This is a genomic window from Caulobacter sp. GW821-FHT12D05 (assembly GCF_058807295.1).
Genome location: NZ_JBXAQO010000001.1, coordinates 919,639 through 932,627, shown reverse-complemented (window position 1 = coordinate 932,627; position 12,989 = coordinate 919,639). Strand labels below are relative to the sequence as shown.

Sequence of the window (12,989 nt, the reverse complement as noted above, 5' to 3'; positions counted from 1 at the left end):
GGGCTTTACTGCGCCGCACAATGTGCCTAAAAAGGAAGCTACGGGGATGATCACAAAATGAGCAACAAGCTCGAGGTCGGCGGGATCGAGGTCCCCGGTCGGGTGTGGATTGCGCCCATGACCGGGGTCTCGGACCTGCCCTTCAGAGAAACGGCCACGGCGCTCGGCGCGCCATATGTGGCGACGGAAATGGTGGCTTGCGCCGAGTTCGCGCGAGGGCGGCCCGATGTCGTGCGTCGCGCGGCGGTGGGCGAGGGGCTGCCGCTGATGGTGGTCCAACTGGTCGGGCGCGATCCGGACCTGATGGCCAAGGGCGCACGCATGGCCGCCGACGCCGGCGCCCAGATCGTCGATCTGAACTTCGGGTGCCCCGCCAAGGAAGTGTCCGCCGGCCAGCAATCGGGCTCGGCCATCATGCGCGAGCCTGACCTGGCCGAAGCCCTGGTCAGCGCGGCGGTCGAGGCCGTCGATATTCCCGTCACCGTCAAGATGCGGCTGGGCTGGGACGACAATCTGCGCAACGCCCCCGACATCGCGCGCCGCGCCGTGGCGGCTGGCGCCAAGGCGATCACGGTGCACGGCCGCACGCGCAGCCAGTTCTACAAGGGCGTCGCCGACTGGACCGCCGTTGCGGCGGTGAAGCAGGCCGTTTCGGTGCCGGTGCTGGTCAATGGCGACATCATCGATGGCGAGACCGCCCGCATAGCCCTGGAACAATCCGGCGCCGACGGCGTGATGATCGGCCGGGGCGTCTATGGCCGTCCCTGGATCGCCAGCGCCATCGAGGCCGCGCTCGAAGGTCGGGGCTTTGCAGAGCCGCAAGCCGAGGAACGCCTGGCCATCGCGCTCACCCATTTCCGCCGCAGTCTCGACTTCTATGGCGAGCCGCTGGGCCTGAAGATGTTCCGCAAGCACCTGGCCTCGTACATCGAAGCCGCGCCCTGGCCCGAAACGGCCGAAGCGCGACGGGCCGCTCGCGCAACCCTGTGCCGACTTGAGGATCCCGCCGCCGTGGAGGCCGCCTTGCGCGACCTGTGGCTGGCGGGTGGGAGATTAGCCGCATGACCGACCGCGCCCGCGTCCTGGGAGGGGTTACTCCAGAAGCCTTGAAGGCCGCCGCCTTCGACCTCAGCCCCGAGCCGGCCCTGGTGGTCGACCGCGAGGGCGGGCTCGTGGCGGTCAACGAGGCCGCCGAGGCCCTGTTCGGCCACGGCCTGTCGCTGCTGGCGCGCGGTCGTTTCCGCGCCGCCCTGCCGCCGGGCTCGGTGCTGGTCTCGCTGCTGGACCGGGCGATCTTCGAAGGCGCGCTGGTGCGCGAGCACGGCGTCGAGGTCAATCTGTTCGGCCAGCCGCCGTTCGAGGCCGATGGGGCGGCTGCGCCGTTGGGCGACGGCTCGGTGCTGCTGACCCTGCACGTCAAGGGCGTGCTGGGTGTCGACAAGGCCGCCGACGCTGCCGGCCTGCGTTCGGTTGTGGGCCTGGGCAAGATGCTGGCCCACGAGATCAAGAACCCGCTGGCCGGCATCCGCGGCGCGGCGCAGCTGCTGAAGACCGGCGCCAGCGCCGTCGACCAGCCGTTGGCCCAGCTGATCGTCGACGAGACCGATCGCATCCGCCGCCTGGTCGACCGCATGGAAGCCTTCTCCGACGAGGTCCCGACCCCGCGTGAGCCGGTCAATATCCACCAGGTGCTGGACCGCGTCCGGGCCCTGACCGCCAACGGCGTCGCCGACGGCCTGCAGATGAAGGAAAGCTACGATCCTTCGCTGCCGTCGGTCTGGGGCGACGAGGATCACCTGATCCAGATCTTCCTGAACCTGACCAAGAACGCCGCCGAGGCCGCCCATATGCGTGGCGACGACCGGGGGCAGATCTCGATTCAGACGGCCTGGCGTCCCGGCGTCCGGGTGCGCGGGGCCGACGGCAAGTCGGCCAGCGGCGCGCCGATCGAGGTCAAGGTGATCGACAACGGCCCCGGCGTGCCGGCCAGCCTGCGCGACCACCTGTTCCAGCCGTTCGTCACCACCAAGGCCAATGGCACCGGCCTGGGCCTGGCCCTGGTCACCAAGCTGGTCACCGCCCACGGCGGCCTGATCGACTTCGAATCCGAGCCCGGTCGCACCGTGTTCCGCGTGCTGCTGCCGGTTGCCCCCGATACCCTTTCCGGAGACGCCTGAGCATGAACGCCGCGAGCAAGAAGATCCTGATCGCCGACGACGACAGCTCGGTGCGTCTGGTGCTCAGCCAGGCCTTCACCCGCCTGGGCTATCAGGTCCGCGCCACGGGCAACGCCACCACGCTCTTGAAGTGGGTCACGGACGGCGAGGGCGACCTGGTCGTCACCGACGTGATGATGCCCGACGAGAACGTGTTCGACGTGCTGCCGCGCATCCGCAAGGAGCGGCCCAAGCTGCCGATCATCGTGATGAGCGCCCAGAACACCCTGCTGACGGCGGTCAATGCCGCCGACGCGGGCGCGTTCGAATATGTTTCCAAGCCTTTCGACCTGGACGACGTGACCGCCGCCGCCCGCCGCGCTTTGTCGCGTCCGGCCGATACCGAGGCCTCCAAGGCTCAGGCCCGCGCCATGCGTGACGAGCGCCTGCCGCTGATCGGCCGCTCGGCGCCGATGCAGGAGGTCTATCGCACCATCGCCCGCCTGGTGGGCGCCGACCTGACCGTCCTGATCCTGGGCGAGAGCGGCACCGGCAAGGAGCTGGTCGCCCGCGCTCTGCACGAGCTGGGTCGCCGCCGCGACGGCAAGTTCGTGGTGCTGAACCTGGCCGCGGTGCCGCGCGAGCGGGTCGAGGTCGAGCTGTTCGGGCGCGGCGACGGCGACAACGGCCGCCTGGTCGAGGCCGACGGCGGCACCCTGTTCCTGGACGAGATCGGCGACATGCCGCTGGACGCCCAGACCCGTCTGCTGCGCGTGATCGACGGCACCGAGCCGGTGATCAATCCCAAGACCGGCCGTCGTCCGAACGTGCGGATCATCGCCGCCACCAATCGTGACCTGCGCGGCCTGATCCAGCAGGGCCTGTTCCGTGAAGACCTGTTCTTCCGCCTGAACGTCGCCCCGGTGCGCCTGCCGCCGCTGCGCGATCGCGCCGAGGACATTCCGGACCTGGCCCGCACCTTCCTGCTGCGCGCCGCCCGCGAAGGCCTGCCCGCCAAGACCATCGACCAGAGCGCTCTGGATCGCCTGAAGACGCACCCGTGGCCGGGCAACGTCCGCGAGCTCGAGAACCTGATGCGCCGGATGTGCGCCCTCTATGCCGAGGAGTTGATCACCGCCCGCATCGTCGATCGCGAGCTGCAGGACCACACCCCGGCGGTGCGTTCGGAAGAGGGGCCGGTGACCTTGGCCACCCTGGTCGAGCGTCACCTGGCCTCGCACTTCGCCGACCAGCCCGACGGCGTGCCGCCGGCCGGCCTGTACGACCGCGTGTTGCAGGAGGTCGAGCGTCCGCTGATCCAGCTGACCCTGTCGGCGACGCGGGGCAATCAGGTGCGGGCGGCCGAGATCCTGGGCCTGAACCGCAACACCCTGCGCAAGAAGATCCAGGATCTGGGCGTCGAAATGACTCGGGGTCGTCGCTAACCCTGAACGCTGAAGCTTTATCAGCACATAGCTGTTGAATTTAGGACACACGCTCCTAAACTCCCCGGCGATGTCTTCAGTGGCTTACGCGACGGGATCGGAGACCCCGCCAACCCGGTTCAGCCGGGCCTGGTGGCGAGAGATTCTGCGGTCGCGCTACCTGATCGGCGGGGGCTATGCGCTGGCGGTGATCCTCACCGTCGCCGGCGTCGCCCTGGCTTCGTCGCCGCCCAAGACCGATTCGATCAGCACGGCCTCCACCGTCATCCTGGTGGTGCTGAGCTTCAACCTGGTGCTGATCCTGGGCGTGGCCACCGTGGTGGGCCTGCGCCTCTATGACCTGATCGACGCCCGGGCCAGCGACGCCGGCGCCCGTCTGCACCTGCGTTTCGTCGGCCTGTTCTCGCTGGCGGCCGTGGCCCCGGCGGTGATCGTGGCGCTGTTCTTCGGCGTGCTGGTCAATCGGGGCGTGGACGGCTGGTTCAGCCAGCGGGTCCAGACCGTGGTCGGCAACTCGGCCAAGGTCGCCAACTCGTACGTCGAGCAGCAGACCCGCTACATCTCAGAGCACATCGGCCCGATGGCCGCCGAGGTGAACCGCGCCGCGCCGGCCCTGGGCCAGCAGCCCGTCGCCTTCGGTCACTATCTGGCCGAGCAGACCAAGGATGCCGGTTTTGCCGCCGCCTACGTGCTGGACCGCGACGGCCGCATCCTGGCGCGGGCCGAGATCGGCGAGACGCTGCCCTTCCTGGCGCCGCCGCCCTCGAGCTTCGCGGCCACCGACAACGGCGAGGTCACTGCCCAGCGCTTCGTGTCGGGCGACCTTTTCAGGGCGCTGTACAAGCTGAACGCCTTTCCCGACGCCTACCTCTATGTGGTGCGGCCGATCGAGAAGGGCATCCTGACCCACCTGATCGAGACCCAGGACGCCCTGGTCGCCTACCGCGACGCCGAGCGTAGCCGCGGCCGGATCCAGGCGATCTTCGGGCTCAGCTATCTGGAAACGGCGCTGCTAGTGCTGGTGGCCGCCATCTGGGTCGGCATCGCCGCGGCCAACTCGATCGCGGGTCCGGTCGCCGGGCTGGTCGAGGCGGCCGGACGTGTGTCCGGCGGCGACCTGGACGCCCGCGTGGAGTCCGATACCGGTCCCGAAGAGATCCGGGCGCTGTCCAACGCCTTCAACATGATGACCAGCGAGCTGCAGTTGCAGCAGGCGGCGCTGAAAGCCGCCAGCCTGGACGCCGAGAGCCGGCGTCAGTTCATCGAGACGGTGCTGTCGGGCGTCAGCGCCGGTGTCGTCAGCCTGGACGAGCGCGGCAAGGTCTCGGCCGTCAATCGCCGGGCGGTGACGCTGCTGGGCCTGTCGGACAACGCCTTGGGCGTGGATCTGGTCGAGCTGGCTCCCGAGTTCGAAACGGTGATGGAGGCGCTTCAGGAGAGCCGCCCCGACACCGACGTCGAGGTCGACATCATGCGCGAGGGCGAGACCCGCCGCCTGCGGGTCCGCGCCGCCGGTCACGTGGCCGAGGGGCTGGTCCTGACCTTCGACGACATCACCCGCCTGATGGCCGCCCAGCGCAACGCCGCCTGGAAGGACGTGGCGCGCCGCATCGCCCACGAGATCAAGAACCCGCTGACCCCGATCCAGCTGTCGGCCGAGCGCCTGCGCCGCAAGTATCGCAAGGAGATCGCCAGCGACCTGGAGACCTTCGACCGCTGTACCGAGACGATCATCCGCCAGGTCGGTGACATCGGCCGGATGGTCGATGAGTTCTCGGCCTTCGCCCGGATGCCCGCGCCGCGCTTCGAGCCGGCCAACCTGACCGAGATGCTGCGTCAGGCGGTGTTCGCCCAGCGCTTCCAGGACGCCGAGATCGAGGTGAAGCTGGAAGAGCCGGGCGAGGGCGACGTCTGGGTCACCTGCGACCAGCGGATGATCGGCCAGGCCCTGACCAACATCCTGAAGAACGCTGGCGAGGCGGTCGGCGGTCGGCGGGCGCTGGAGCCCGAGCTGCCGGGCCGGATCACCGCGATCCTGACCTCGGACGCCGACGACCTGTGCGTGACGATCGAGGACAACGGCGTCGGCTTGCCCGCCAAGGACCGCGATCGCCTGACCGAACCCTATGTGACCACCCGCGAGAAGGGCACGGGCCTTGGCCTGGCCATCGTCAAGCGGATCATGGAGGACCATGGCGGCAGCCTGGCCCTCACCGACGCCCGCGCGCTCCCCGGAGCCCGCGTGATCCTGAAGTTTCCGACGACCGTACGACTGCACGCCACTGCTCAAAGTGGCGTTGAGGAGATGATATGAGCGCCGATGTTCTTGTGGTGGATGACGAGGCCGACATCCGCGAACTGGTGGCCGGCATCCTGGAGGATGAAGGTTATGCGGTCCGCACGGCCGCCGATTCCGACCAGGCCCTGGCCGCCATCCGGGCGCGCAAGCCCGCCTTGCTGGTCCTGGATATCTGGATGCAGGGCGGCGGCATGGACGGCCTGGAGCTGCTGGACATGGTCAAGCAACTGGATCCCGACCTGCCAGTGATCATGATCTCGGGCCACGGCAATATCGAGACCGCCGTCAGCGCCATCAAGCGCGGCGCCTACGAGTTCCTGGAGAAGCCCTTCAAGTCCGACCGGCTGCTGCTGATCGTCGAGCGGGCGCTGGAAGCGGCGGGTCTGCGCCGCGAGAACCGCCGGCTGCGCGCCCAAACCCTGGCCCCCGACAGCCTGATCGGCAAATCGGCGCCGGCCCAGGCCCTGCGCCAGCTGATCCTGAAGGTCGCCCCGGCCAATAGTCGCGTGCTGGTCTCGGGCCCGCCCGGCGCGGGCAAGGAGCTGGTGGCGCGCCTGATCCACGGCGCCAGCACCCGCACCAAGCAGGAGTTCGTCGCGGTCAGCGCCGCCGGCATGGCCCCCGAGCGCCTGGACGTCGAGCTGTTCGGCGAGGAAGGCGAGGGCGGTCGTCCGCGCAAGATCGGCGTGTTCGAACGCGCCCACGGCGGCACCCTCTACCTCGACGAAGTCGCCGACATGCCGCGCGAGACGCAGGGCCGCATCCTTCGGGTGCTGGTCGAGCAGCGCTTCCGTCGGGTCGGCGGCGACAACGACGTCCAGGTCGACGTGCGGGTCATCTCGTCCAGCTCTCGCGACCTGCGTGACGAGATCACCAGCGGGCGCTTCCGCGAGGACCTGTTCCACCGCCTGAACGTGGTGCCGGTGCGCGTGCCGGGTCTGGCCGAGCGCCGCGAGGACATCCCCGAGCTGATCAACTTCTTCGTCGAGAAGATCAGCGAAGCCACCGGCCTTCAGCGCCGCAAGCTGGGCGAGGACGCGCTGGCCACCCTTCAGGTTCAAACGTGGCCGGGCAATGTCCGCCAGCTGCGCAACAACGTTGAGCGCATGCTGATCCTGGCCTCGGGCGAACCGGGTGAGCTGATCACGGCCGAGATGCTGTCGGGCAATGACCAGCCCAGCGCCGGCAATGCGGGCGCGATCGGGGCCGAGCGGATCATCGCCCTGCCGCTGCGCGAGGCGCGCGAGCTGTTCGAGCGTGAGTACCTGAACGCCCAGATCCTGCGGTTCGGCGGCAACATCTCGCGCACGGCCAATTTCATCGGCATGGAGCGCTCGGCGCTGCATAGGAAGCTCAAGTCCCTGGGCGTGGCCGGAGCCCGGGCGGAAGAGGAAGAGTAGATGTCGCGTTTCGCCTATGTGAACGGCCGCTTCGTGCGTCACGGCGAGGCCGCCGTGCATATCGAGGATCGCGGCTATCAACTGGCCGACGGCGTTTACGAGGTCTGGGCCGTGTTCGACGGCAAGTTGGCCGACGCCGAGGGGCACTTCGCCCGCCTGTGGCGCAGCCTGGACGAATTGCGCATCGCTCACCCGATGAGCGAGGCGTCGCTGCTGCTGGTGCTGCGGGAAGCCGTGCGTCGCAACAAGGTCAAGGAAGGCCTCTGCTACCTGCAGGTCACCCGCGGCGTCGCCAAGCGCGACCACGCCTTCCCGAACCCGGCCGTGCCGCCGGCCGTCGTGATCACCGCCAAGTCGGTCGATCGCGCGGCCGCCGACAAGAAGGCCTTGGCCGGCGCGTCGATCATCTCCGTGCCGGAGAACCGCTGGGGCCGTTGCGACATCAAGTCGATCGGCCTTTTGCCAAATGCGCTAGCCAAGCAGGCGGCTCGCGAGCGCGGCGCCATCGAGGCCTGGTTCGTCGACGACATGGGGCTGGTCACCGAAGGCGCTTCGTCCAACGCCTGGATCGTCGATGGCGACGGCGTGCTGCGGACCCGCGACACCAACGCCAACATCCTGCGCGGCGTCACCCGCTCGACCCTGCTGGAGGTGATCCGCGAAAGCGGCATCCCGATGAGCGAGAAGCCCTTCACGATCGCCGAGGCCCAGGCCGCCAAGGAGGCCTTCATCACCGGGGCGGGGTCACTTCTGACGCCGATCGTTCAGGTGGACGGGGTGAAACTGAGCGACGGAAAGCCCGGTGAGGTGGCGACGCGGCTACGGCGTCTCTATATTGAACGAGCGCGTCAAAAAGCCGTCTGAAGTCGGAGCAATATTCGACAAGGGCGGCTTACGGTAGCGCGACCACGTGGAAATTTTCACTGAGGGCTTGTCGCTTTCGGCGAAAAATCATCTAGCATGGTCTTGTTTGTGTGGGGGGCGTGTTGCCCTCCGAGAACAATGAGAGGGGAACCCCCGAATGTCCGCCGAAAAGAAACAGAATCTTCAGGACACCTTCCTGAACAGCGTGCGCAAGTCGAAGACGCCGCTCACCATCTTCCTCGTCAATGGCGTCAAGCTGCAAGGCGTGGTCAGCTGGTTCGACAACTTCTGCGTCCTCCTGCGTCGCGATGGCCAGTCGCAACTGGTCTACAAGCACGCCATCTCCACCATCATGCCGGCTCAGCCTGTGCAGCTCTATGAGCCCAGCGCCGATTCCGACGACTGAATTTAGAGACATTTGTCCAAGTCTACTTCCCGGTCGATTGACCACGCCGCGCCGATCCTGAAGGCGCTTGTCATCCATCCAGCGCGGCAGCTGCGCGGCCAGGCGGCCCTCGAGGCCCGGGATCCCAATGCCCGGCTCGAGGAAGCCGTCGGCCTCGCGGTCGCGCTTGATCTCGACGTCGTCGAGACGGTGATCGCGCCTCTGCGCGCCGTCACGCCCGCGACCTTGTTCGGTAAGGGCAAGATCGAGGAGTTCGCGGCGATCTGCGAGGTCGAGCACATCGACGTCGCCGTCTTCGACGATCAGCTCACGCCCATCCAGCAGCGCAATCTCGAGAAGGCGCTGAAGGTCAAGGTCGTGGACCGCACGGGCCTGATCCTCGAGATCTTCGCCCGGCGGGCCCGGACCCGTGAGGGCCGTCTGCAGGTCGAGCTGGCCAGGCTCGAATACGAGCGCTCGCGCCTCGTCCGCACCTGGACCCACCTGGAACGCCAGCGGGGCGGCACCGGCTCGACCGGCGGCCCCGGCGAAACCCAGATCGAACTCGATCGCCGCCTGATCCGCGACAACATCATCAAGCTCAAGAAAGAGCTCGACGAGGTGCGTCGCACGCGGACCCTGCATCGCAGCGCCCGCAAGAAGGTGCCGTACCCGACGGTCGCTCTGGTCGGCTACACCAACGCCGGCAAGTCCACGCTGTTCAACCGCCTGACCGAGGCGGAGGTCCTGGCCAAGGACATGCTGTTCGCGACCCTGGACCCGACGCTTCGCACCGTGAAGCTGCCCGACGGGCGGCCGGCGATCATGTCCGACACCGTCGGCTTCATCTCCGACCTTCCGCACGAGCTGGTCGAAGCGTTCCGCGCCACCCTCGAGGAGGTGCAGGAGGCCGATGTGGTGCTGCACGTCCGTGACGTGGCCAATCCCGACAGCGAGGCCCAGGCCCGTGACGTCGAGACGGTGCTGGGCGAACTGGGCGTGACGTTCGACGAGGGCAAGACCGTCGTCGAGGTCTGGAACAAGATCGACCTGCTGCCCGAAGACGACCGCGAGGTCGTCGAAGGCCATGCCCGTCGCAAGAACGCCTCGGCGGTCTCGGCCGTGACGGGCGAGGGCTGCGAAGCCCTGCTGCGCCGGATCAGTGGCCTGATCGACGACTCGCCGCCGGTCGAGGTGCAGCTGAAGGCCCAGGACGGCCAGGCCATCGCCTGGATCTACCGCAACGGCCGGGTCTTGAGCCGATACGATGGTCCGGACGGCGACGTCACGATCGTCACGCGGCTGGACAGCCAAGCCCTGGGCCGGTTCGAGCGCCAGTTCCCCGGCGCTGTCGTGGGCGAGGCCGACTAGTTCGCCTGCAGCAGCGCGTCCTTGATCGCCTCGACCACCACGTCGGGGCGATCCTGCATGACGTTGTGGCCGCTGCCGGTCGCCAGCACCGTCCGCCGCTTGGGCGACTCCGCGACGAACGCCTTGTGGGCCGTCCGCATCGCCTCGCCTTCGGCCGGGGTCTCGTTCCACGAGGTCTCGGCGACGATGTCGACGACCGGCAAGGTCGCGGGCAGCGTCACGTCCTGCATGGCGCTGGCGGTGTCGGCATAGGCCTCCATCATCGGGATCAAGGCTTTGGCCAGGTCCGGCGCCTTGGCTTTCAGCTCATCGTACTGCGGCCTGTAGCGAGCCTGGATCCGGCCCGCCCAGGCCACGTCGATCAGGCGAGGCAGGTTGGCGTCGACCAGCACCAGCCCCTTCACCTTGGGATCGCGCGCCGCCAGCCGCTCGACGATGTAGCCGCCATAGGAGTGGCCGACCAGGATGCGCGGACCGGCGACGCCGCAGCGGGCCAGCACGGCCGCCAGGGCCTTGGTCTCCTGCTCGATCGAATAGGCCGTCGGCGCCAGCTGGCTCTGACCCAGGCCCGAGCGGTCGTAGACCAGGGTCGTGACGCCCAGCGTCCGGATCTGCGGCTCGACCTCGGTCCAGGCCGCCGACGTGGCGCCGCCACCGGCTTCGAAGACGACGGTGACCGGGCCTGACCCTTGCGTCTTAGCCCACAGGCTGTAGCCGCCGACATCGACCAGGCCATCGCAGCCAGCGAAGGCCGCGCCGCCGCTCAGGGCCAGCCAGGCGCTTGCTGCAATGGCTAGCGCCTGGATCCTCATCCCTTGGCCTTCTCGGCCGCCTTGGCGTCGTTCCACAGGGCGTCCATCTCCGCGAGGTCGGATTGGTCGGGCGTCTTGCCACGCTCGGCCAGCCCCGCCTCGACGAAGGCGAAGCGGCGGGTGAACTTGGCGTTGGTGGCGCGCAGGGCGTCCTCGGGATCGACGTCCAGCTTGCGAGCCAGGTTGGCGCAGACGAACAGGATGTCGCCGAGTTCCTCTCGGGCCTTGGCCATATCGCCGGCCGCGATTTCGACCGCGATCTCCTCGGTTTCTTCGCGCAGCTTGTCGAGTACGTGCGCCGCGTCCGGCCAGTCGAAACCGACGCGAGCGGCGCGCTTGGTCAGCTTCACGGCGCGGGTCAGGGCGGGCAGGCCGGCCGGCACGTCGTCCAGCACGCCGGTCTTCGCCTTGGCCTTGCGCTCTTCGGCCTTCAGCTGTTCCCAGCCCGCGACCTGGGCCGACAGATCTTCATAGGCGTGGTCGCCGAACACATGCGGATGACGGCGGATCATCTTGTCATTGATGGCCGCGGCGACGTCCTTGAGGTCGAACGCGCCTTGCTCCTCGGCCATCCGCGAGTGGAAGACCACCTGCAGCAAGAGGTCGCCCAGCTCTTCCTTCAGCTCCGGCAGGTCATTGCGCTCGATGGCGTCGGCGACCTCATAGGCCTCTTCGACCGTGTAGGGCGCGATCGTCGCGAAGGTTTGCTCCAGATCCCAGGGGCAGCCGCCGTTCGGATCGCGCAGCTTGGCCATGATCTCCACGAGACGGGAGATCGGATGTTGATCTTCACTCGGCGGGGCGAGGGGCGGGGACTTGGTCGGGGAGGACATGCGGTTCCGGCTCGGCTACGGGCTTGGCGTCCCCCTGCGCCGCATCCCGCGCCGCGAGCTGGCGCTGAATCTCGGCGAGACGGTCCGCATCCAGCGGATAGCGCAACATGATCGCCGCGACCACCAGTCCCAGGAACGCCGGCGCAAAAGCGTAGAGTCCGATCAGGGCCGCGTCACCCGTGGGCGTCGAGACCTTCGGATCGAAGCCCATCGCGCCCAGGATGATGAACACCCCGACGGCCAGGGCGTAGCCCAGCTTAATGGTGCCGGTGACGATGGCGTAGAGCAGGCCGGTCTTGTCGACGCCGCTCTCCAGCCGTTCCTCGTCGCCGATATCGGCCATCATGGCCCGCACCAGCAGCGGCGCGGCCGAGTAGGGCAGCCCGGCCAGGACCAGCACCAGCATGCCGATCACGACATTGCCAGCGGGCGTGACCACGACCGCCAGCTGCACGACCGCGTACAGCAGCGAAGCGACCAGCAGAGAGCGGTGCTTGCCGATCCGCTTGGCCAGGGCCGGCCACAGCGGCGCGCCGGCCAGGGCGGCGATGAAATAGATAAGCAGCAGCACGCCGGCCTGGGTCTTGTCGAAGTTCTTCATGCGCTCGAAGAAGAACAGGAACAGCGTGCCGGTGATGCCCGGCGCCAGGCCCATCAGCAGGTCGGCCATCAGCAGGCGCTGAACCGACGGACGTCCAAGGAGCTTCAAGTACTGCTTCAGCCCGGTGTCGCCATGACGCGGCGGCGGCGCGGGCTCGCGCACGGTCGTGACGGCCAATAGGACGGTGAGCGGCGCCAGCAGGACGATGAACCAGCCCATGGCGCTGATGCTGTCCAGGTGGTCGCCCTTGAACACGCCGGTCACGATCGGCGGCAGGCACAGCACCAGGATCATGCCGACGACATTGGCGCCCTGCCACCAGCCATAGACGCGCGAGCGCTGCTGGTAGTCGGAGGACAGGACGGCGCCCCAGGCGGTCTGCGACAGCACCACCATCGAGTAGCCGACGTACAGAACGCTCAGCCAGAACCACAAATAGATGGGGCCGACGCCGGGCTGAGCCATGAACAGGGCGAAGGTGCCGATGGCGATCACCGGCGTGCCAGCGGCCAGCCAGGGGCGGAAACGGCCCCAGCGGCTACGCGTGCGGTCCATCATGCCGCCCAGCACCGGGTCCAGCAGCATGTCCAGCAATTTGACGATCAGGAAGGCCGCGCCCACCGTCGCCATGGGGAGGCCCAGGGAGTTGATGTAGTACTCGGGCAGGTACACCACGAGCGGCAGGCCCATCGCGGCTATCGGCACCGCGGGCGCCGCGAACCGGGCCATCGACCCGTTCGAAAGTCGGTCGGTCATGCCGTTACTCCTTCCCCCGCGCTGTTGGTCGCGCTCGGACACTGAAGGTCGCTGAACGACCGTTTGA

Annotated in this window: 11 protein-coding genes; 8 read left to right on the top strand and 3 right to left on the bottom strand. The window is 68.2% G+C overall.

The window, feature by feature from the left end; genetic code table 11:
* The first annotated feature begins 57 nt into the window (after positions 1-57).
* The 8 genes from dusB (at position 58) to hflX (ending at position 9,920) form a co-directional block, all read left to right on the top strand.
* Entirely contained in the window at positions 58-1,065 is a 1,008-nt protein-coding gene (gene dusB / locus AC1RRR_RS03960) for a tRNA dihydrouridine synthase DusB (RefSeq protein ID WP_492810736.1), read from the top strand.
* Complete coding sequence (locus AC1RRR_RS03955) at positions 1,062-2,177, top strand: two-component system sensor histidine kinase NtrB (protein WP_492810734.1); 1,116 nt, start codon at positions 1,062-1,064, stop codon at positions 2,175-2,177. The genes dusB and AC1RRR_RS03955 overlap by 4 nt, the downstream gene beginning before the upstream one ends.
* 2 nt (positions 2,178-2,179) lie before the next feature.
* Positions 2,180-3,601, top strand: coding sequence for a sigma 54-interacting transcriptional regulator (locus tag AC1RRR_RS03950; protein WP_492810732.1), 1,422 nt, complete (start codon positions 2,180-2,182; stop codon positions 3,599-3,601).
* A 70-nt stretch (positions 3,602-3,671) separates the two neighbouring features.
* Positions 3,672-5,915, top strand: a complete 2,244-nt coding sequence (locus AC1RRR_RS03945) for a sensor histidine kinase NtrY-like (protein ID WP_492810730.1) — start codon at positions 3,672-3,674, stop codon at positions 5,913-5,915.
* On the top strand, positions 5,912-7,300 hold the full coding sequence (ntrX, locus tag AC1RRR_RS03940; RefSeq protein WP_492810729.1) for a nitrogen assimilation response regulator NtrX: 1,389 nt from the start codon (positions 5,912-5,914) through the stop codon (positions 7,298-7,300). Before AC1RRR_RS03945 ends, ntrX begins: the two co-directional genes overlap by 4 nt.
* Positions 7,301-8,164, top strand: coding sequence for a D-amino-acid transaminase (locus tag AC1RRR_RS03935; RefSeq protein ID WP_492810727.1), 864 nt, complete (start codon positions 7,301-7,303; stop codon positions 8,162-8,164). It begins immediately after the preceding gene.
* A gap of 157 nt (positions 8,165-8,321) precedes the next feature.
* Positions 8,322-8,570 (top strand): RNA chaperone Hfq, encoded by a 249-nt coding sequence (hfq, locus tag AC1RRR_RS03930; RefSeq protein ID WP_013079113.1) that lies wholly within the window; start codon positions 8,322-8,324, stop codon positions 8,568-8,570.
* A gap of 12 nt (positions 8,571-8,582) precedes the next feature.
* Positions 8,583-9,920, top strand: a complete 1,338-nt coding sequence (gene hflX / locus AC1RRR_RS03925; protein WP_492810725.1) for a GTPase HflX — start codon at positions 8,583-8,585, stop codon at positions 9,918-9,920.
* On the opposite strand, the gene AC1RRR_RS03920 is transcribed toward hflX, so the two are convergent.
* Genes AC1RRR_RS03920 through AC1RRR_RS03910 form a run of 3 tightly spaced genes read right to left on the bottom strand, consistent with a single transcriptional unit; the run spans position 9,917 to position 12,922 of the window.
* Positions 9,917-10,732 carry an alpha/beta fold hydrolase gene (locus AC1RRR_RS03920; protein ID WP_492810723.1) on the bottom strand — a complete coding sequence of 272 codons (816 nt, stop codon included), beginning with the start codon at positions 10,730-10,732 and terminating at the stop codon, positions 9,917-9,919. The two genes, hflX and AC1RRR_RS03920, sit on opposite strands and share 4 nt — an antisense overlap.
* Complete coding sequence (gene mazG / locus AC1RRR_RS03915; protein WP_492810721.1) at positions 10,729-11,565, bottom strand: nucleoside triphosphate pyrophosphohydrolase; 837 nt, start codon at positions 11,563-11,565, stop codon at positions 10,729-10,731. Before mazG ends, AC1RRR_RS03920 begins: the two co-directional genes overlap by 4 nt.
* The gene (locus AC1RRR_RS03910) at positions 11,522-12,922 is read right to left on the bottom strand and encodes an MFS transporter (protein WP_492810719.1); all 1,401 of its coding nucleotides are present in this window, start codon (positions 12,920-12,922) and stop codon (positions 11,522-11,524) included. The genes mazG and AC1RRR_RS03910 overlap by 44 nt, the downstream gene beginning before the upstream one ends.
* Between the last annotated feature and the right edge of the window lie 67 nt (positions 12,923-12,989).

Excerpts from the sequence above, each read along its gene's own strand:
- dusB (WP_492810736.1), top strand. The coding sequence starts at position 58 with ATGAGCAACAAGCTCGAGGTCGGCGGGATCGAGGTCCCCGGTCGGGTG.
- AC1RRR_RS03955 (WP_492810734.1), top strand. The coding sequence starts at position 1,062 with ATGACCGACCGCGCCCGCGTCCTGGGAGGGGTTACTCCAGAAGCCTTG.
- AC1RRR_RS03950 (WP_492810732.1), top strand. The coding sequence starts at position 2,180 with ATGAACGCCGCGAGCAAGAAGATCCTGATCGCCGACGACGACAGCTCG.
- AC1RRR_RS03945 (WP_492810730.1), top strand. The coding sequence starts at position 3,672 with ATGTCTTCAGTGGCTTACGCGACGGGATCGGAGACCCCGCCAACCCGG.
- ntrX (WP_492810729.1), top strand. The coding sequence starts at position 5,912 with ATGAGCGCCGATGTTCTTGTGGTGGATGACGAGGCCGACATCCGCGAA.
- AC1RRR_RS03935 (WP_492810727.1), top strand. The coding sequence starts at position 7,301 with ATGTCGCGTTTCGCCTATGTGAACGGCCGCTTCGTGCGTCACGGCGAG.
- hfq (WP_013079113.1), top strand. The coding sequence starts at position 8,322 with ATGTCCGCCGAAAAGAAACAGAATCTTCAGGACACCTTCCTGAACAGC.
- AC1RRR_RS03920 (WP_492810723.1), bottom strand. The coding sequence starts at position 10,732 with ATGAGGATCCAGGCGCTAGCCATTGCAGCAAGCGCCTGGCTGGCCCTG.
- mazG (WP_492810721.1), bottom strand. The coding sequence starts at position 11,565 with ATGTCCTCCCCGACCAAGTCCCCGCCCCTCGCCCCGCCGAGTGAAGAT.
- AC1RRR_RS03910 (WP_492810719.1), bottom strand. The coding sequence starts at position 12,922 with ATGACCGACCGACTTTCGAACGGGTCGATGGCCCGGTTCGCGGCGCCC.